Origin of the sequence: Brevibacillus sp. MER 51 (assembly GCF_023714195.1) — a bacterium.
GTDB lineage: Bacteria > Bacillota > Bacilli > Brevibacillales > Brevibacillaceae > Brevibacillus.
This window is the reverse complement of the sequence record NZ_JAMAUS010000005.1, coordinates 12,547-30,135: the sequence shown is the minus strand read 5'-3', so window position 1 is coordinate 30,135 and position 17,589 is coordinate 12,547. Positions and strand designations below refer to the sequence as shown.

General features: G+C 46.7%; 25 protein-coding genes. All 25 read left to right on the top strand.

Going from position 1 to position 17,589, the window contains the following annotated elements:
- Positions 1 to 97: 97 nt before the first annotated feature.
- The 25 genes from M3630_RS12165 to M3630_RS12045 all read left to right on the top strand — a co-directional run bounded on the left by M3630_RS12165 (position 98) and on the right by M3630_RS12045 (position 17,589).
- The gene (locus M3630_RS12165; protein ID WP_251252499.1) at positions 98 to 373 is read left to right on the top strand and encodes a hypothetical protein; all 276 of its coding nucleotides are present in this window, start codon (positions 98 to 100) and stop codon (positions 371 to 373) included.
- A 48-nt stretch (positions 374 to 421) separates the two neighbouring features.
- Positions 422 to 769, top strand: a complete 348-nt coding sequence (locus tag M3630_RS12160; protein ID WP_251252277.1) for an HNH endonuclease — start codon at positions 422 to 424, stop codon at positions 767 to 769.
- Positions 766 to 1,038 carry a hypothetical protein gene (locus M3630_RS12155; RefSeq protein ID WP_251252276.1) on the top strand — a complete coding sequence of 91 codons (273 nt, stop codon included), beginning with the start codon at positions 766 to 768 and terminating at the stop codon, positions 1,036 to 1,038. The genes M3630_RS12160 and M3630_RS12155 overlap by 4 nt, the downstream gene beginning before the upstream one ends.
- Positions 1,039 to 1,344: 306 nt before the next feature.
- The gene (locus tag M3630_RS12150; protein WP_285860498.1) at positions 1,345 to 1,845 is read left to right on the top strand and encodes a phage terminase small subunit P27 family; all 501 of its coding nucleotides are present in this window, start codon (positions 1,345 to 1,347) and stop codon (positions 1,843 to 1,845) included.
- Positions 1,842 to 3,551 carry a terminase large subunit gene (locus M3630_RS12145; RefSeq protein ID WP_251252274.1) on the top strand — a complete coding sequence of 570 codons (1,710 nt, stop codon included), beginning with the start codon at positions 1,842 to 1,844 and terminating at the stop codon, positions 3,549 to 3,551. Before M3630_RS12150 ends, M3630_RS12145 begins: the two co-directional genes overlap by 4 nt.
- A gap of 163 nt (positions 3,552 to 3,714) precedes the next feature.
- The gene (locus M3630_RS12140) at positions 3,715 to 4,944 is read left to right on the top strand and encodes a phage portal protein (protein ID WP_251252273.1); all 1,230 of its coding nucleotides are present in this window, start codon (positions 3,715 to 3,717) and stop codon (positions 4,942 to 4,944) included.
- A complete protein-coding gene (locus M3630_RS12135; protein ID WP_251252272.1) occupies positions 4,941 to 5,684 on the top strand; it encodes a head maturation protease, ClpP-related in 744 nt (247 codons plus the stop codon). Before M3630_RS12140 ends, M3630_RS12135 begins: the two co-directional genes overlap by 4 nt.
- A gap of 4 nt (positions 5,685 to 5,688) precedes the next feature.
- Entirely contained in the window at positions 5,689 to 7,131 is a 1,443-nt protein-coding gene (locus M3630_RS12130; RefSeq protein ID WP_251252271.1) for a phage major capsid protein, read from the top strand.
- A 46-nt stretch (positions 7,132 to 7,177) separates the two neighbouring features.
- Positions 7,178 to 7,492 (top strand): hypothetical protein, encoded by a 315-nt coding sequence (locus M3630_RS12125; protein WP_251252270.1) that lies wholly within the window; start codon positions 7,178 to 7,180, stop codon positions 7,490 to 7,492.
- A complete protein-coding gene (locus tag M3630_RS12120) occupies positions 7,492 to 8,046 on the top strand; it encodes a phage head-tail connector protein (protein WP_251252269.1) in 555 nt (184 codons plus the stop codon). The genes M3630_RS12125 and M3630_RS12120 overlap by 1 nt, the downstream gene beginning before the upstream one ends.
- A gap of 6 nt (positions 8,047 to 8,052) precedes the next feature.
- A complete protein-coding gene (locus M3630_RS12115) occupies positions 8,053 to 8,532 on the top strand; it encodes a phage virion morphogenesis protein (RefSeq protein ID WP_251252268.1) in 480 nt (159 codons plus the stop codon).
- Between the two features lie 5 nt (positions 8,533 to 8,537).
- Positions 8,538 to 8,888 (top strand): hypothetical protein, encoded by a 351-nt coding sequence (locus M3630_RS12110; protein ID WP_251252267.1) that lies wholly within the window; start codon positions 8,538 to 8,540, stop codon positions 8,886 to 8,888.
- Positions 8,875 to 9,366, top strand: coding sequence for a phage neck terminator protein (locus tag M3630_RS12105; RefSeq protein ID WP_251252266.1), 492 nt, complete (start codon positions 8,875 to 8,877; stop codon positions 9,364 to 9,366). Before M3630_RS12110 ends, M3630_RS12105 begins: the two co-directional genes overlap by 14 nt.
- Positions 9,356 to 10,360 carry a DUF3383 family protein gene (locus M3630_RS12100; protein ID WP_251252265.1) on the top strand — a complete coding sequence of 335 codons (1,005 nt, stop codon included), beginning with the start codon at positions 9,356 to 9,358 and terminating at the stop codon, positions 10,358 to 10,360. Before M3630_RS12105 ends, M3630_RS12100 begins: the two co-directional genes overlap by 11 nt.
- Positions 10,361 to 10,375: 15 nt before the next feature.
- Positions 10,376 to 10,774 (top strand): phage structural protein, encoded by a 399-nt coding sequence (locus M3630_RS12095; RefSeq protein ID WP_251252264.1) that lies wholly within the window; start codon positions 10,376 to 10,378, stop codon positions 10,772 to 10,774.
- A gap of 35 nt (positions 10,775 to 10,809) precedes the next feature.
- Positions 10,810 to 11,133 (top strand): hypothetical protein, encoded by a 324-nt coding sequence (locus M3630_RS12090; protein ID WP_251252263.1) that lies wholly within the window; start codon positions 10,810 to 10,812, stop codon positions 11,131 to 11,133.
- Positions 11,099 to 11,281 (top strand): hypothetical protein, encoded by a 183-nt coding sequence (locus M3630_RS12085; protein ID WP_251252262.1) that lies wholly within the window; start codon positions 11,099 to 11,101, stop codon positions 11,279 to 11,281. The genes M3630_RS12090 and M3630_RS12085 overlap by 35 nt, the downstream gene beginning before the upstream one ends.
- 50 nt (positions 11,282 to 11,331) lie before the next feature.
- Positions 11,332 to 13,434, top strand: coding sequence for a phage tail tape measure protein (locus M3630_RS12080; RefSeq protein ID WP_251252261.1), 2,103 nt, complete (start codon positions 11,332 to 11,334; stop codon positions 13,432 to 13,434).
- Complete coding sequence (locus M3630_RS12075; protein WP_251252260.1) at positions 13,434 to 13,931, top strand: phage baseplate protein; 498 nt, start codon at positions 13,434 to 13,436, stop codon at positions 13,929 to 13,931. The genes M3630_RS12080 and M3630_RS12075 overlap by 1 nt, the downstream gene beginning before the upstream one ends.
- Positions 13,932 to 13,939: 8 nt before the next feature.
- Entirely contained in the window at positions 13,940 to 14,260 is a 321-nt protein-coding gene (locus M3630_RS12070) for a phage baseplate plug family protein (RefSeq protein ID WP_251252259.1), read from the top strand.
- Positions 14,253 to 15,047: a phage protein gene (locus M3630_RS12065; protein WP_251252258.1), complete on the top strand. Its 795-nt coding sequence runs from the start codon at positions 14,253 to 14,255 to the stop codon at positions 15,045 to 15,047. The genes M3630_RS12070 and M3630_RS12065 overlap by 8 nt, the downstream gene beginning before the upstream one ends.
- On the top strand, positions 15,044 to 15,436 hold the full coding sequence (locus M3630_RS12060) for a Gp138 family membrane-puncturing spike protein (RefSeq protein ID WP_251252257.1): 393 nt from the start codon (positions 15,044 to 15,046) through the stop codon (positions 15,434 to 15,436). The genes M3630_RS12065 and M3630_RS12060 overlap by 4 nt, the downstream gene beginning before the upstream one ends.
- A complete protein-coding gene (locus tag M3630_RS12055; RefSeq protein WP_251252256.1) occupies positions 15,424 to 15,783 on the top strand; it encodes a contractile injection system sheath initiator in 360 nt (119 codons plus the stop codon). The genes M3630_RS12060 and M3630_RS12055 overlap by 13 nt, the downstream gene beginning before the upstream one ends.
- Positions 15,776 to 16,951: a baseplate J/gp47 family protein gene (locus tag M3630_RS12050; RefSeq protein WP_251252255.1), complete on the top strand. Its 1,176-nt coding sequence runs from the start codon at positions 15,776 to 15,778 to the stop codon at positions 16,949 to 16,951. The genes M3630_RS12055 and M3630_RS12050 overlap by 8 nt, the downstream gene beginning before the upstream one ends.
- Positions 16,948 to 17,589: a hypothetical protein gene (locus tag M3630_RS12045; RefSeq protein ID WP_251252254.1), complete on the top strand. Its 642-nt coding sequence runs from the start codon at positions 16,948 to 16,950 to the stop codon at positions 17,587 to 17,589. The genes M3630_RS12050 and M3630_RS12045 overlap by 4 nt, the downstream gene beginning before the upstream one ends.

The following is a 17,589-nucleotide window of genomic DNA, read 5'->3' as shown; positions in this document are numbered from 1 at the left end:
GGAGACGCGTCAACGTCCCCCCATGCAACCAGGTCACCCCGGCAGAGATAGTGGAACCCGTGGCCACGGAATGCATCAAGCCACTATCTCGTTTTCCATTCTACCGGAAAGCCGAGGGGTTGTCACAGTGAGTAAGGATCAACATGATGATGAGATTGAAATCATCGATGACATCATCGACACAAAAGGGAAGTATCGAAAGATTGTTCAGGCAGCCATCGCCCAATGGGTGAAGGACTACCAGAGCGGCAAGATTCAAATTAACACAGTCAACGACCTGCGCACATTGGTGCAGTTGGATACAGAGCTTCAAAAGGGGTTGCTTCTTAGTAACAAGATGAAAACGAATCGATCACGAAAGAGAGGTAAATAGCCATGGATTACGACAAACTCAGTTTCAAGATTGTAGGGATAAGAATCAATGGCATCTAAGGCTAAACGTCCTTGCTCAGAGATAGGATGCCGAGAATTGACCACCGAGCGTTTTTGTCAGGATCACAAAAGAGAAGATGATCAGCGGCGCGGATCCGCAGCTCAACGTGGCTATGATGCCAGGTGGCGAAGTGCCAGAGAGGCTTACCTCCGACAGCATCCACTCTGTGTTGACTGTATGAAGGATGGTAAGGCTATGGCTGCTAATGTGGTGGACCATATCGTTCCGCATAAGGGAGACAAGAGGAAGTTCTGGGATCGGAGCAACTGGCAGTCGTTGTGCAAGAAACATCATGACCAGAAGACGGTCAGAGAGGATGGAGGGTTTGGAAGATGACAGGTGTTAATTTGAAACTTGCTACTACTTGGAGTGAGCTACAGGCCGTGAAGGATGGTACATCTACCATGATGATTGCTTACACCAAAGACACGGCACCGACAGCAGCAAGCTTTGACATTAGCGTACCTTTGGATGTGTGTGTGGTAGTCGGCAAAGAGGTGAGAGTCAATTTCTCTCGGATCAAGGAGACCGCAAGCGAACTCGGAGAATTGATGGCCAACACTTTTGGTGCAGAATTAGACCGAGTGTTTAAAGAGATGGAGTAGAGGAACGGGCGATGAGATTTTTCCATGGGTTATTCTCAAAGCTTGGCGTCTCCATCGGAGGGGCTGAAGCCTGCTTGAAGTATGGTTGCAAAGAGTATTGTGGCTATTCACTAAGTGAAGCAGCCTTTTTTATTTTTAAAAAATCCCGATAATTTTTTTTGAAAAATATTTTTAAAAATTCAGGGGAGGGGGGGTAAAATTTCTAAAAAAAATTTAGAAATAGACCGCGGCCCCCCTTAATGCACACAAATTTCGTTTTATCTTGTAAAAGGGGTTTTTCCCCAAAAAGAAAGAGAGGTGAGGCACATGGCGCGAAGAGCAAAACCGGTGGAGCTCCATCTGATTCAAGGGAATCAATCACGGCTCACCAAAAAGGAGATCGAACAACGGCAGGAAGCCGAGGAACGGTTGAAACCGAAGAAAAACAGGGTGAAGCCACCTTCATGGTTGGACAAGGTCGCCAAATCAGAGTTTACCCGCCTGGCGAAAGAGTTGGCGGAACTTGATTTGGTGACGAACGTTGATGTGAACGCATTGGCGACTTATTGCGATGCGTACTCGGACTACGTTCAATGCACTAAGATCATTCAAGAAGAAGGGCTTGTGGTTGAACACACCAATAAAGCCGGTGAAACCAACAGCGTGCCTCACCCTCTGCTTACCAAGAAGAAACAGCTGCATGATCAAATGCGATCATTGGCAATAGAATTTGGGATGACTCCCAGTGCACGTGCTGGTCTGGCAAAGCCGAAGAAGGAACAGAAACCGCAGACGAGTTTCGAAAAAGCATTTGGTGATAGTGTATGATCAAACAGTTTCTCATAGATTACAGTTTGGATGTGCTTGATGGCGAAGTAATTGCTTGTCAAAAGCACAAATGGGCATGCCAGCGCTTTTTACGAGACATCGAGCGCGAAGGAACAGACGAATTCCCATTTATTTTCGACGAAGAGAAGGCCTTGCGCTTTTTTCAGTGGATGAATCTCTTTAAACACACAAAAGGCGTGTTGGTCGGTCAGAAAATAGAACCCCATGAGATTCAGTATTTTATATTTGGCAATATTTATGGCTGGATCCACAAAGATACAGGTTATCGTAGATTCAAAAAAGCATATTGGCAGGTTGGGAGGAAGAACGCAAAGTCGCAAAGTCTCTCGGGTGTAGCCAGCTATGAGGCAATGGCCTTTGGTGAGAACATGAGTGAAGTTTATTGTGCTGCTACCAAGAAAGACCAGGCGAAGATCGTCTGGAAAGAGACAAAAGCGATGTTGGATGGTTGCTCTGAATTAAAGGGAAAGTATAAAGTCGCCTATGGTGAAATCGTCCACCCTAAAAGTCAATCGATTATCAAACCACTCAGCAAACAGGATGGGAAAACAGGCGATGGTTTGAATCCACAGTGCGGAATCATAGATGAGTATCATGCTCATGAGACTGATGAAATCTACGAAGTGATTGACTCTGGTATGATTTCTCGCGCTCAACCACTATTGATGATCATCACGACAGCTGGTACAAATCTCAATTCTCCTTGCTATCGAAGTGAATACGACTACGTTGCACGTCTGCTCGATCCGACCCATGAAGAAACTGAGAACGAAGAGTATTTCGCCATGGTGAATGAGTTGGATAAAGACGAAGAAGGCAACTTAATCGACGATATCAAAGACGAAACTGTATGGATAAAAGCCAATCCCATTGCCTGTTCTTACCCGGAAGGTATCAAAAACATACGTTCTAAACTTGTGGAAGCTCTCGAAAAACCAGAAAAAATGAGTAAGTTTCTCACCAAAAACATGAATGTTTGGATCAATTATGGTGCTGCATCATATATGCCAATCAATAAGTGGCAATCATGCTCGATCATATTACCTCGTTTTGATCTAAAACCATTCCCATGCTATGCCGGACTCGACCTATCGTTAACAACCGATATCACCAGCGTCGGGAGAGTGCATCCTCTTGGTGACGATATGTATTTCGTAGCACAGCATTCCTTCATACCGGAGGCAAAGCTCGCTGAGCGGATGAAAACAGACAAAGTCAGGTACGACATATGGATCGAACGCGGCTGGTTGGAGGTCACACCAGGAGAGGTCGTGGATTACAGCTTTGTCGAGGCATACCTGAAGCACCTTCGCGACGATGGCTATCAAATTGTCGAGATCGATTATGACAAGTGGAACGCCACTCACTTAGCACAGACTCTCAGCAATGACGGTTTTGAAATGGTAGAGATTCCGCAGTCGATCAAGCATTTGTCAGAGCCGACGAAATCTTTCCGCGATCATGTGTACCAGAAAAAAATCATCCATGCTGCAGATCAAATGCTGGCGTGGGCAATTGGGAACGCTGTGACGAAGAAGGACCCGCAGGAAAACATCATGCTGGATAAATCGAAATCGAAGAACCGGATTGACCCGATAGCAGCGGTTATCAACGCATTTGCTCGAGCAATGGGTCAAGAAGATAATCGTTCAGTTTACGAGAAAAGGGGGCCAAGGTCGCTGTGAAAAAACCAAAAAACATACTGGAAACAGCCCGAGAAGCCTGCCTTTTGGCGGGTTTTTCTAGTTTTGCGTATGGTTTATGGCTTATTTACCCTCCAGCTATGTGGCTGGTGTGCGGTTCGATCCTAATTTGGGTCGGATTTCCCCCAAAAAGGAGGGGTGATTGATGGGATTTTTAAGCGATTTGGTTGACAAATCTGCCTATTCAATGGCGGATTTTAACCGAGATCTTCGCAGTTTGTTGGGGGGTCATTCTACGAAATCAGGGCAAAAAGTCAACGAAGAGACGGCTTTGCGCTATATCACAGTCTTTTCCTGTGCCCGTGTACTTGCCGAAACGTTGGGATCTCTCCCGTTTTTCGTGTTTCGACCAAGAGAGAACGGGAAAGGCAGCGATAAAGCAGTAGATCATCCTTTATATGGACTATTGCATGATGCACCGAATGACGAAATGACTTCCCAGACATGGCGTGAAACAAGTATGGGTCACTTGGTCTTGTCAGGGAACACCTACTCCATCATCACCATGGATGGGAAAGGGCAAGTGACTGATTTATATCCGGTTCCCTGGAACACAGTGGAGCCACGCAGGAATCCCTCAACTGGAAAGATCGAATACCAGATCAATGACCGAGGTAAGATCGATGTTTTCCCAGCAGAAAAGGTGTTCCACATACCAGCGTTCGGCTTTGATGGCATCAAGGGGTACAGCCCGATCCGAATGGCTTCCGAAGCAATCGGTTTAGGAATGGCAGCCACTGAGTTTTCTGCTCGTTTCTATGGACAAGGCATGAATATAGGCGGTGTCCTTGAACATCCCCAAGCTTTGAGCGATCAAGCTTACACTCGATTGCAGAATTGGCTGGAAGAAAAGGGATCGGGTCTGGCGCATTCATGGAAGCCACTGATTCTCGAAGAAGGCATGAAGTTCAATCGCATACCAATGCCGTTGACGGATGCCCAATTCATCGAAACGAGGAAGTTTACGAGGGACGAGATTTGCGGGTTGTTCCGTGTTCCACCGCACATGATCGCCAACCTGGAGAGAGCGACCTTCTCCAATATCGAACATTTGAGCATCGACTTCGTGCAGCACTCGCTGCTCCCATACGTAACCCGTTGGGAACAGACGATAAACTGGAAACTGTTCTCCAAGAAAGAGCGTGCAGCTGGCTACTATGTGAAGGCAAATGTCGATGGTCTCCTCCGTGGTGACTATAAGAGCCGTCAAGAAGGGTTAGCTATCCAACGTCAAAATGGCATCATTAACGCAGACGAATGGCGTGATAAAGAGGATTACAATCCAATCGATGGACCAGAAGGGACGGCTTACCTTGTGAATGGAACTATGATTCCGACTACAGTAGCTGCCGGTAAAGGAGGTGAAAATGGATGAGCGTAAAGATTGATATCAAAGGAGTCATTGTTTCAAACGACGATCTATGGATTTACGAATGGTTTGAAATGGATGCGACGAGTCCCAAATCAGTCATTGATCAAATCAACACAGCTAATGGAGACACGTTGGAAGTAATTATCAACTCAGGTGGTGGCAGCGTATTTGCTGGTTCAGAAATTTATACGGCTTTAAAGGAATATCAAGGCGAAACTATCGCTAAGATCCCGAGCCTTGCAGCAAGTGCAGCATCGTTAATTGCAATGGCTTGCGACCGGGTTATGATTTCTCCTACCGCACAGATTATGATTCATAATGTTTCCTCTGTTGCACGAGGAGATTATAGAGACCTCCAACATGGTGCCGATTTCCTCAGAAACTACAACATCTCCATAGCCAACGCCTACATGCTAAAAAGCGGGATGACTCAAGAAGAGTTGCTGGAGCTGATGGATCAAGAATCATGGTTCACTGCACAACAGGCATTGGAGAAGAAACTGGTAGACGAAATTATGTTCGAGGACAGTTCCCAGCCTAAACTTGTAGCCAGCGCAGGAGTGTCAAAGTTGCTTCCGCAAGAAGTCATCGAGAAAATGCGAAACGAAATGGGAAACGGCTTAAAGCCCCAGCCGCCACAACTAAAGAATCAAACTGAACAGACGCCAGGAACAGAGCGACCAAATAGGTCGCTTTCTTTGTATGAAAAAAGGCTTGCCCATAACAAACACAGGAGGTTTTAAGAGTATGAAAATGACCAAACCGAATGCATTGTCCTTTGCTTTCCCCTTGAATCTGCAGCATTTTGCAGAAGCTACCCTGCAAGACTTGTTGCAAGCACGCGCCACAAAGATCGAACGTCAAAGTGCAATCCTGGAAGCAGCAAAAGCGGATAACAATCGTGACCTGACCAATGAAGAGGACCAAGAATTCGATGCACTTGAGACCGACATTGTTGATTTAGACAATAAAATCGCCTCAAAAGAGAAGCAAACACAGCGGGAAAGTACCGTAGCGGCTCGAGCTGCATCGCTTCAAAATCAAACAGAAAAGCCATATCGTCCAAGCGCTGTCTTCGGTGGAAATCCAACGCAGCCTGAGCCAAAAAACGATAACGGCTTCGCATCTTTGGGCGAATTTATTAATGCCGTTCGTTTTGGAGATACCAAAGGCCGGCTGGCAGAAGTTCCTGTAGGTCAAGGTGAAGGCGGTGGCTACAAGGTGCCAGACGCGTTCCGCGCTCAAATCTTGCCAAGTCAAGTCTTGAACCAATGGTCTATGGGGACAGGAGGCGAAGGCGGTTATGCTGTTCCGGTTGAATTCCGTCCTGATGTTTTGATGATTAGTCCAGAAGCTGCTATTGTTCGTTCTCGTGCAACAGTAATCCCTGCAGGTGAAGAAGCACCAGATACCAAAATCACGATGCCTGCCTTAGATCAAGGAACAAAGGGCGTTTTCGGTGGTGTAGAAGTTTCTTGGATCGGAGAGGGTGAAGAAAAACCGGATACAGGCGGAGCTTTGAAAGAGGTCGCTTTGCAGCCGCACGAAGTGGCAGCCACTACCGTTGTAACGGACAAATTGTTGCGCAACTGGACTGCAGCTGATTCGTTCATCCGTTCTCTGCTCACCAAAGCCATGATGGCTGCAGAAGATATTGCTTTCTTGACTGGAAATGGAACGAACAAACCAACAGGTGTGGTCGGTGCAGCAGGAACCCTCGCTGTAAATCGTGCCACAGCGAATACAGTCACCTATGATGATGTCGTACAGATGTTGGCATACTTGTTACCAGACTCTGCAAGTAGCTCACTTTGGGTCGCAAACCAATCCATCATGCCTGATCTGGTGAAAATGAAGGACCCTGCTGGTAACTACATCTTCATCCAAGGTAATGCCACAAAAGGGATTCCAGCAACACTGATGGGCATTCCGATCCGATTCACTGGCAAAACACCGGCTAAAGGGCAGAAAGGTGATTTGGTACTCACCGATCTTTCCTACTACCTGATCAAAGACGGGTCTGGACCATACATTGCTGCATCTGAGCATGTCTACTTCAAGCAAAACAAGACCGTCATCAAAGCGTTCTGGAATGTGGATGGCAAACCATGGGTTATTGCTCCACTTACCCTGGAAGATGGCGTGACAAAGGTAAGTCCATATGTCGCACTCGATATTCCAAAAGCGTAAAAGGAGCCGAGACTGGCTCCTTTTTCTCTACTAGGAGGGTATGAACATGAAGAAATTCCATGTTACATCTGATTTTATTGATATTGATACTGACGAGTTGGTCAAAGCTGGCGACATTATTGAAGCAGATGATGATCGAGCCGAACAACTGAGAGAAAAGCAGGTCATTGGTAGGGAGGTTCAGGAGCAGGAGCAACAAGACGATGATTCTGATCTGGACGGCCTGAAAAAACTGGCAGGCGGATACTATCAGTTACCAAACGGTGACAAGGTGAGAGGGAAAGAGAACGCCATTGAGGCGTTGAAAGCTCTGAATGCCGATACCACAGAAGTGGATCCAAAAACTGACGGTGAACAATAATGTTGACCACCGTTGATAAAGCCAAGTCACTGCTTGGGATCTCAGCAGATGATGAAACAGACAACGGTCAGTTGGCTCTCTACCTTGCAGCAGCCACCTCGGCTATTGAAACTTACTGCCGCAGGTCGTTCCGTCTACAGGAATACAAGGATAGAAAACATGATGGAACTAGAGGGAAGGACCTGCTCTTGGAAGGATACCCGATTGTTCAGGTATCCAAGGTACAGATCGATGGCGTCGATGTATTTGACTACGAAACGGTCGCAGAAAAAGGGATTCTTTTCCGAAGAGACGGTTGGAAAGCATCAGATCGGCAGATCACCCTGACTTACACAGCTGGATATGTGCTACCAAGTGATGCTACACCAGAAAAGCCTCAGACTTTACCCGAATCCTTGGAATTGGCATGCGTTTTGTTCTGCCAAACTCTTATGCGTACTCCTGGAGTTACTTCGGAACGCGTTGGTGATCTGGCTGTTTCCTATGCGAATGAAGGCGAAGGGCTACCTGCAGCAGTGAAGAGCTTAGTCAATCCTTTCAAAAGATGGGGATGATTCAACATGGCTAAAGCTAAGAAAACCCGAGCTAAAAGGGCAAATGTAGAGGTCACAGAAACGACTTATCTACCTAACATCATCAAGAAGCTGGCGGAATTGACTCAGACAGAAGCCCATATTGGTGCCCAGGGTAATGAAGAACTAGCGATGATTGCTGGAATCCATGAATACGGCTCGATGAAAGCCAAGATTCCCGCACGCAGTTTCATTGGTACAGGTCGAAGAAAATCGCAACGCGCCATTTCTCAGCTGGCAAAACAAGGGGTAAACGCACTCGTACAGGGGAATGAGACAGCACAGGGACTGCTTACTAAAATCGGGCGCACTGGACAAGAAAAAACACTCAACAACTTTGACAAGATTCGAACACCACCTCTGTCTCCTCGCTATGCACTTCGAAAAAAGGGGAGAAAGAACAAACTACTGGTTCAAGAACAGCAACTTAGAGACGCCATTACCTATACCATTGTGGAGAGGAAGTGAGCGTGATGATCAGGTTTCGCTTTGCTCCCATGATACGCAAATACAACAAGCCCTATCTCCTTGTCAGACCAGGAACAGGCGGTTCACATGACACAGATGGTGTTTGGACACCGGCTCAACCAACAAGAATCCAATACAAAGGTCATATCCAACCTATCGACACGAAACTGACACAGGCAGAAGGCGGCAAGTACACTGAAAATGATCGAACCTTATACACCACGAACAAACATGCTGCTGGTGACCTTATTGAGTATGGCGGCGTGCAGTACACGGCCCATCCTCCTGAAGATCGAGATTATTGTGATGTAAACAAGTACATCTTGAAGAAGGTGGTTGCCCGTGATTCCGTTTAAAGCCATCCGATCGGCTATTGTACAACCACTAACAGCACATCTTTCTTTACCTGTTATCGAAATGAACGGCGGCGGAGACATGCCTAAACACGCTTTCTTGACCTATGATTTCTCAGGTCCAGAAGATGCACACGGCTTTCCAATCGAATACCAGGAAGGGAATAATCTTCGACATGTAGGGACGGTTTCTTTTACCGTCTCTTTTTTGTCTTACGCTGACGACAAAGCAACCAGTATTGAAAACGCAATAAGAGCCCGAGATTGGCTGAAGCGAGATGGACGTGAGCTATTGAAAGATAGAGTCAACGTGATTGTTACAGAGATAGGCACAATCGAGAATCGAGACGTCCTGATCGTAGATGATTGGGAGCGAAGACAAGGCTTTGATGTAACATTTCGCACCATTGACGAGACAGTAAGTGAGTTTATTGCAATTGAGAAAGCAAATGTGAAAGGAGAGGAAGGCTTTGGCGGTTAAGAGTGATGTTACCGTTACCATTGATATTCAAAGACCAACTCCCAAGTTAGGTTTCGGAAAGCCATTAATTATTGGTTCCAGCGCAACAGGGATGGATTACAAGACTTATTACGATCTTGACGCAGTACGTGAAGATTTCGCGCCAACCTCGGAGGTTTATAAAGCGGCATTTTCCTTGTTGAATCAAGGAGATAATTCGCCGGCAGAGATCGCCGTCATGTTGCATAAAACAGAAGGCGAGGCATTGGCAGACTTCTTGCCCAAGATTTTCGAAAAAGATTGGTATTTTCTCGTTTCTACAAGCAGCCAGAAAGCGAACATCCTGACGATTGCGGATGCTATTGAGCAAAATAACTCCCGTCAGTTCTTTGCCAGTTCATCGAACCTCGAAGACTTGGCTGCAATCAAAGCAAAGAAGTACACACGAACAACCATGTTTTATCATACGACCACAGATAATTACCCGGAAGCAGCTTGGTTAGGTGCTTGCGCCTCTGCCGAAGTGGGGAGTATCACATGGAAGTTCAAAACGCTCAAAGGGATAGAGGTCCTCGATATTAGCACAACAGAGTTAATGGCCATTCACGAAGCTGGAGCAAATACCTATGTGACGAAAGCTGGTGATGATGTTACTAGCGAGGGGAAAACAGTATCCGGCGAATATATCGATATCATCCATTCGCGCGACTACTTGGTTTTCAGCATTCAATACGCCATTCAGAAACTATTGAATCGTTCCCCTAAGATTCGTTATGACAATACAGGCATTGCTCAACTGGAAGGCGAGGTTCGCACCATCTTAAAACGCGCTGACCTGAATGGGATGATTGCCCACGATGATGACGGACAGGCTATTTTTAGTACCCGTTTTAAGTCTCGGTCAGAAGTAGACCCAGCAGATCGGGAGAAACGCGAGTATAACGATGGCACCTTCCAATTCGAACTAGCTGGCGCCATCCATACCGTTAAAGTCAAAGGAACCATCGTTCTGTAAAGGGGATGAGAATGAATGAGTAAGGCAGCAACCTATGATCCAAAGGACGTTACCGTGACGGTAGACAGTGTTTATCTGACAGGATTTTCAGAGGACATGATCGAGATTGAAAAAGCCGAAAACAATTATGAAACAAAGGTGGGCGCTCAAGGTGATGTTGTTCGTACCAAAGTGAATAATCCATTGGCAACCATTACCGTTACGCTGCTTCCAAGCAGTCCGCAAGTGGCTTACTTGGATAAGCTCGCTAATTCTGGAAAATTGGTTCCGGTGAGTGTCATTCATGCTGGAACACCTAAAGAGACAACAACAGCAACAGAAGCCTATGTGGTCAAGCCAGCGACTCGCACCTATGGAAATGAAGCAGCAGACCGTGAGTACGAAATCCAGTGCCTTGATATCGATATGCAATAAATAAAATCGAGGAACAATAGAGGAGACGATCAAAAATGAGTGCATTCAAACAAAAAAAATTCACATCAGAAGCAGGAAATACCTACGTTTTTCAGCATCCAGGTGTGCGCATGGTATCAAAAATCAACGATAGCAGCAAAAACAAACATGGAGTCGTGATGGAAGAGCGACTCTCCGAAGAAATTCTGAAGCATGTGATTGTTCAACCCAAAATGAAAATTGACGATTTTGGGGACTATCAGGAATACCAAGAGACGATTAACGCTGCCTATGCCTTTATCTCGGGTGTAGACCAGGACGACAACCAGCAAGCAGGTGACAAGCATGATCAAGAAACAGGAAGCAGAACAGAGAGCTAGAGAACGATGGTCATATTGGAGATTGCTTTTGTCGGATATGAACATCACCTATAGCGATTTGCACAAAATGGATGATGAGGATATTGCCGAAGCAAATGCAGCGCTGGACATTCACCTCGAGCAACAGAAAAAAGAAATAGATAAGTAGTGAGCGTCCTAGCGGGCGCTCTTTTTGTTGCCGAAAGGCAGGTGAAATAAGTGGGTGTAATCAGCAATTTAATGTTTGCTGTTGGCTTTAAAGTCTCGAACAAAGGCTTACAAGATGCCCAAAATCAAATTGAGGAGACAAAAGCAGGTGTCATTGGGCTTGGTGTAGCCGCAGGGATCGCATTAGCCGGATTTGGACTTGCTGCCGTTAATCAAGCGTCACAGTTCGAACAAGCCATGTCGCAAGTGCAAATGGCTACAGGTGCTACCAATGACCAGATAATGGCTACAAAAGAAGTTGCAAAAGAGTTATACGCTCAGAACTTCGGGCAGGACTGGAATGATCTTGGCAGCTCTATTTCAACAGTTCAAACGATCACGGGGCAAGCTGGTGACGCTCTAAAAGAAACGACGAAAAACGCGTTGCTTATGCGGGATGCATTTGGTCAAGAAGTCAATGAATCGGTGAAAGCTGCCGACACAATGATGGAGCAATTTGGTGTTACGAGTAAAGATTCGTTTACCTTACTTGCACAAGCCCAGCAAAAAGGGCTCGATAAGTCTGGCGATCTCCTTGATACAGCGAACGAATATGCCAACCAGTTTAAAGCGCTTGGTTTCACAGCAGAGGAAATGTTCGACACACTGGCAGCCGGCTCTGAAAACGGTGCATTTAACCTGGACAAAGTGGGTGACGCCGTCAAAGAGTTCAATATCCGGGCAAAAGATGGCTCGAAGACCACAACAGAAGCGTTTCAAATGCTCGGATTAGACGCTGCTAAGATGGCCCAGACATTCGCAAGGGGTGGGCCAGAAGCCAAAAAATCTTTCGATCAAATCCTCCAAATGATTGCTGCAATTGAGGACCCGGTACAAAGAAATACGGTAGGGGTAGCCCTGATGGGTACCCAATTTGAGGACCTAGAAGCCCCTATTATTGCTGCAATGGGGACGGCTCAAAAGCAGTTCGACAAGACGAAGGACACCATGGACAAACTCAATCAAGCTAAGATTGATTCTCCTGGACAAGCCCTTGCTTTGATCGGACGGCAAATTGAAACGGGCCTGATTATTCCAATTGGGCAGTTTCTTCTTCCGATCCTCATGGAAGTGTCGAAAGGGATAGGCTTCTTTATTCAGCATATTGATGTATTCGGCCCAGCCATTGGAGGGATTGCAGCAATCCTCGTAGGGGCGATGGTTCCTGCCATGTGGGCCTCTGCTGTCGCTGGATGGGCCATGGTTGCTCCGTTTCTACCAATCATTGCGATTGCTTTACTTGTAGGAGCTGCGATTGCGGGTATCATCCTGATATTCAAGAATTGGGGGACTATCGGTCCGTGGTTGGCACAGAAATGGCAAGCTTTCAAGGTGTGGACGGTCAACATTTTTAATAGTATCGTTCAGTTCTTCAAGACGTGGGGATCGACCATCTTGGTTATTCTTGGTGGCCCGGTTGTGTGGGTGGCAGCTCTGATCTATAAATATTGGGATCAGATTAAGGCTTTCACTGTTGCTATATTCGTGGGGATTTGGAATTACCTCACCAACACATGGAATAACATCGTCACCACTGTTTCCAATGCCGGAACTACCATTTGGATGAAAATCCAGTCCACATGGAATCAAGTCACCGGGTTTCTTTCCGGAATCAACCTGTTCGAAATAGGCCGAAACATCATCCAAGGCATGATCGATGGAATTGGATCGATGGCAACAGCCCTCATGGACAAGATGAAAGCCATTGGGGACGGCATCACCGATAAAATCAAGGTGATTCTGGGTATCCATTCCCCTTCACGGGTCATGATGGAAGTTGGATTTTTCACCGGGGAAGGATTGGCGCAAGGGATTGAGAACACACAAGCTCGGGTAGCGGCTGCTTCCACAGGTCTTGCCGATGATGTAACCGCACCTCACACCTACGATACGCCAGCAGCAAGTCTGCCGCCAGCAACCGTGGCAGGAGCCTCACCTGGAGCTACTAGCGGAACTATGAAAATGGAAATCGTCATTAAACTTGACGTAACGGGTGGTGCTGACGCGAAGCAGACGGGAACTGCCATTGCAACCGAGCTAAAACCTACCCTACAAGAAATCATTCAGAGCGCCGCGCGTAGATTGGGTGTCTCCTTGGTGGTGGAAGAAGCATAATGGCGACAATTAACGGTATGTATGTCCTAGCAGAAAGCGAAGATCCAAAATATGATTTCGATGTGACAGATCAACCTGTTGAGGATGGAATTGATACAAGCGATCACGTCCAACGAAAGCCAAGGGCCATGGATGTGAGTGGCTATATCGTGGGAGAAGATGCTGCTCAGATTCGTGAGAAGCTAATTGCATTGGGTGACAATGGCGAGACTGTACAATTTATGGGTCGCAATTTGTTTACGGGTGTTATTCAATCGTTGAGTACAAAACACGACTACAAGGTTGCGAACGGTTTTTCCTTTTCTCTGTCTCTCAAGGAAATTCGGATTGCGAAATCGTCCTATGTCGAAACCCTACCAATCCCGATCAAGGCGGCAGCAGCTCCAGTCATCAGTTCAGGACGGAAACAAACGAAAAAGAAGAGCAAGGGAGACAAAAAGGAAGACAAAAAGGTTGAAAAAGTGAAATTTAAGGCAGGTAGTCCTTGGGCCGAGTAGGTGACTGAATGGAATATATCGAGATTGAGAAGGGCTTGATACCGTATCGCTTTGAGATTTCTCTCAGCGATGCGGTTTTTACGTTCGAAATCCATTACAACAGCGAATTTGACTTTTTTACAGCTGACTTGGAACGTGACGGAGAGCTTCTGGCTACAGGAGTCAAATTGGTGTATGGCGTTCCACTCTTCACGGATAGCAAGGATCACCGGTTCCCACAAGAGGAAATTATCCCGTTCGATTTGTCTGGCACCACACAGGAAGTAACTTGGTCAACACTGGAGGAAACCGTATTTTTGTACGTACTTGAAGGTGATTCAGATGGCTAAAAACTTCGGCAGGGTGGTCGAGGTGATGGTCGGCAACATGTTGTTTTCCATGGACAAATACAATATGGAGGGCACCATACCTTTTGATAATGACCTGTTACCCAACGAAAGCGAAATCAAGCTATGGAACCTATCAAAAGACACGATCAGCCGAATTAAACGCAACGATACACTTATGATCAATGCTGGTTACCGTGGAGACGTTGGTGTGATTCTTCACGGCTTTGTTTCCAAGGTGATAACCAAGCGAGAGGGCGTGGACGCAGTGACAAGCATTCACGTCTTGGATTCCCAAGACCTTTCCTCTCGGAAGGTGGAGGACATCGCTTACGCGGAGGGAACCTTAGGAAGCTACATCCTAAAACAAATGGCTGCTATATTGGGTCTTCCCATTGCTCAATTTGACCTCAACCAGGACTATCGCTATGAAGAAGGGTATACAGCCAGCGGGGAAGTTACAGACATTATTGGCAAGGTAGCAAAAGATTGCGGGACCTCCGCCTATATTAACAAAGGGAAGCTCTATGTCCGGAATCTTCGCCGTGGAGCAGATGATGTTTTTGCTCTTTCCATAGAAACTGGGCTTATTGGTTCCCCAGAACCTTTTGAAGAGGAAAAATTCAAGGGTTATAACATCAAGTCACAATTGCAGTACCGGATCACAACCGCCTCAGTTGTGGATCTGACCTGCAAGGACTTTCAAGGCCGTGTACACGTGCGCAGCGGCACCCATACCTTTAGCCGAGCAGGAGACTTTACGACAGAAGTGGAGGCGATCTTACCATGACAATAGATCCGGCAGGAGATCTGGCCAAATTGATCGACGGACTGGTCCAAAAGCGCCTTGCCGAAATGAGTGTAGCCTTCCCTTGCAGCGTAATCTCGTATAACAAGGAGAAAGGGATTGCAGTCGTTCAACCGTTGTTGCAGCTAACAGACAAACCTCCTAGCCCGATTCAAAATGTTCAGGCTCTAGGAATGAAGAAACATATCGATAATGTCACGCCGCCAGAGATCCACTACCCAGAGCTGGAGAGTGGTGATGTCGTCTTTGTTGTATGTGCAGATCGACAGATTCGAGATACGTTAACGGGATCGGTAACCAAACCGAGCAGCCAGCGGATTCATCATCGAAACGATGCGGTAATTGTGGGGGTGTTCCCTTGCTCTCTTTGAAACTAGTGAACGGTGATCTAGCCTTTGATGAAAATGGCGAGCTGCTGACGGTTGAAGGACCCGAAGAAATCGCACAATGCGCCGCCATTACGCTCGGAACCAACAAAAAAGAGTGGTTTCTGAACCCGGAAATGGGCATTACATTCCGAAAATTTCTTGGAAAAAAACTCTCAGAAGAGGAGATGCGCGAAGAGATCCGCCAAGGACTATTTCAAGAACCACGGATAAAAACAGTAGAATCCATCGAATTTTCCATGGATTTTAAAAAGAGGGAAATGGAAGTGCGATTCACTGCCACAACTATCGACGGAAACATGATCAACGAGGTGGTGACAGTCAATGCTTGATGAAAAAGGCTTCAAGCGAAAACGTTTTGCTGATCTCTTCGAAGAGATGGAAGCCAAGTCGAAAGAAGCTTTTGGGGAGAAGGTCAACACATCAGAGCGCTCACCTCTAGGGATCATTTTGCGGCTCTTTGCTTGGTTTCTCTCCAATCTTTGGCAAGTGATAGAAGATGTGTACAACAGCGCCTACCCCCATACAGCGCAAGGAGCTAGTCTATTTCAACTCGGTCCTTATTCGGGGATACAACGGTTGCAGGCCGAGAAAGCAAGAGGGATTCTTCAGATTACAGGCACTCCTGGCTATATCGTTGACAAGGGATTTCGCGTTTCGGATGGGAAAATCGTCTTTGAGACAACAGATTCTGCCGCCATTGGTGAAGATGGTTCTGGTACGGTTGGTATTCAAGCGGTGGAGCCGGGAGCTTCTGGGAATAAACCAGCTGGGACGATTACGACCATCGTCAATCCTAATGGCAATATCACGGGAGTGACCAATCCCATACCGACAACCAAAGGACGGAACCTAGAGACTCCTCTCGAATTTCGAGAGCGTTTCTCTATTTCTTCTGAGGGGCGCGGGAAAGCAACGGTTCCGGCCATTAGAAAGGCGATGCTGGAAGTTACAGGCGTACGAGCTGCAGCAGTCGTTGAGAACTACAAAAATGTTACTGACAGCGATGGCCGGCCTCCGAAATCAATTGAAGTATACGTGCTTGGTGGAGATCCCAAAGAGATTGCCCAGGCGATCTTTGAAAACAAAGCCGGAGGGATCGAACCGTATGGCAATCAGACCGAAACCGTAAAAGATGACGCAGGATTTGAACACACCGTAAGGTTCAGTTATGCCATTGAAGTACCTATTCACTTGCGAATCACAGTGGTAAGGTCGAGTTCCTTCCCTTCCGATGGGGTTTCGTTGATAAAAACAGCGGCGATCAAATACATCGGCGGGGAAGACGAGGATGGAATCATCTATACAGGGTTGAATCTGGGCATGCCAATCATCCACTCTGCTCTCGTTGCTGTTCGAACAGAAGTGACAGGAATCACTGACTTGATCGTTGAGCTGAGCAAGGACGGCACTGTGTGGACGAAAGGAAACATCGCAATTGCTCCGCACCAAGTGGCCCAGACATCTTTCAATAAAATCAGCGTGGTGATTCAATCATGATTACCACAAATGATTTTCTTCAAAAGCTGATGGATGTGTTCGAGAAGAATCCAACCAGTATTCTCGGCAAACTCTTTTCCATTTTGTCAGAACAGATCCGGCAGGTGGAAGAAACGCATGATCGGATCCGCGCGTGGAGAGACATTGACGAGGCACAAGGCACCACTTTAGACAATATTGGAACCATCGTCAATCAACCCCGTGGAGTGGCCACTGATGAGGTTTACCGTATCCTTTTGAAGTCAAAAATCGCTCGTAACCTATCCACGGGGGACATTAATACAATCATTCGCATTCTAGCGCTGGCGCTTTCTACTGACCCTAGTAAGATCGAGATCAAAGAGACGTGGAATGATCCAGTTGATCCCGAGCCGGCAGGAATCAGCATCATCCGGTTACCTATCGAAGCCATTAATCAGGCAGGAATGCCGCCTGGGCAATTTGTCCGGCTGGTTCAAAAAACAGTAGTTGCCGGGGTACGCGTCAGAGAAATCGAGCTCACAGGAACGTTTGAATTTGCAAGCGGAAGCGAGACAGAAGTAGATGAAAATCGCGGATTCTCCAATTTGGAGGGGACTATCGGCGGAACACTTGGCTATGCCTATACTCCTTCCGATGATTCTGATCTGCCGATTTAA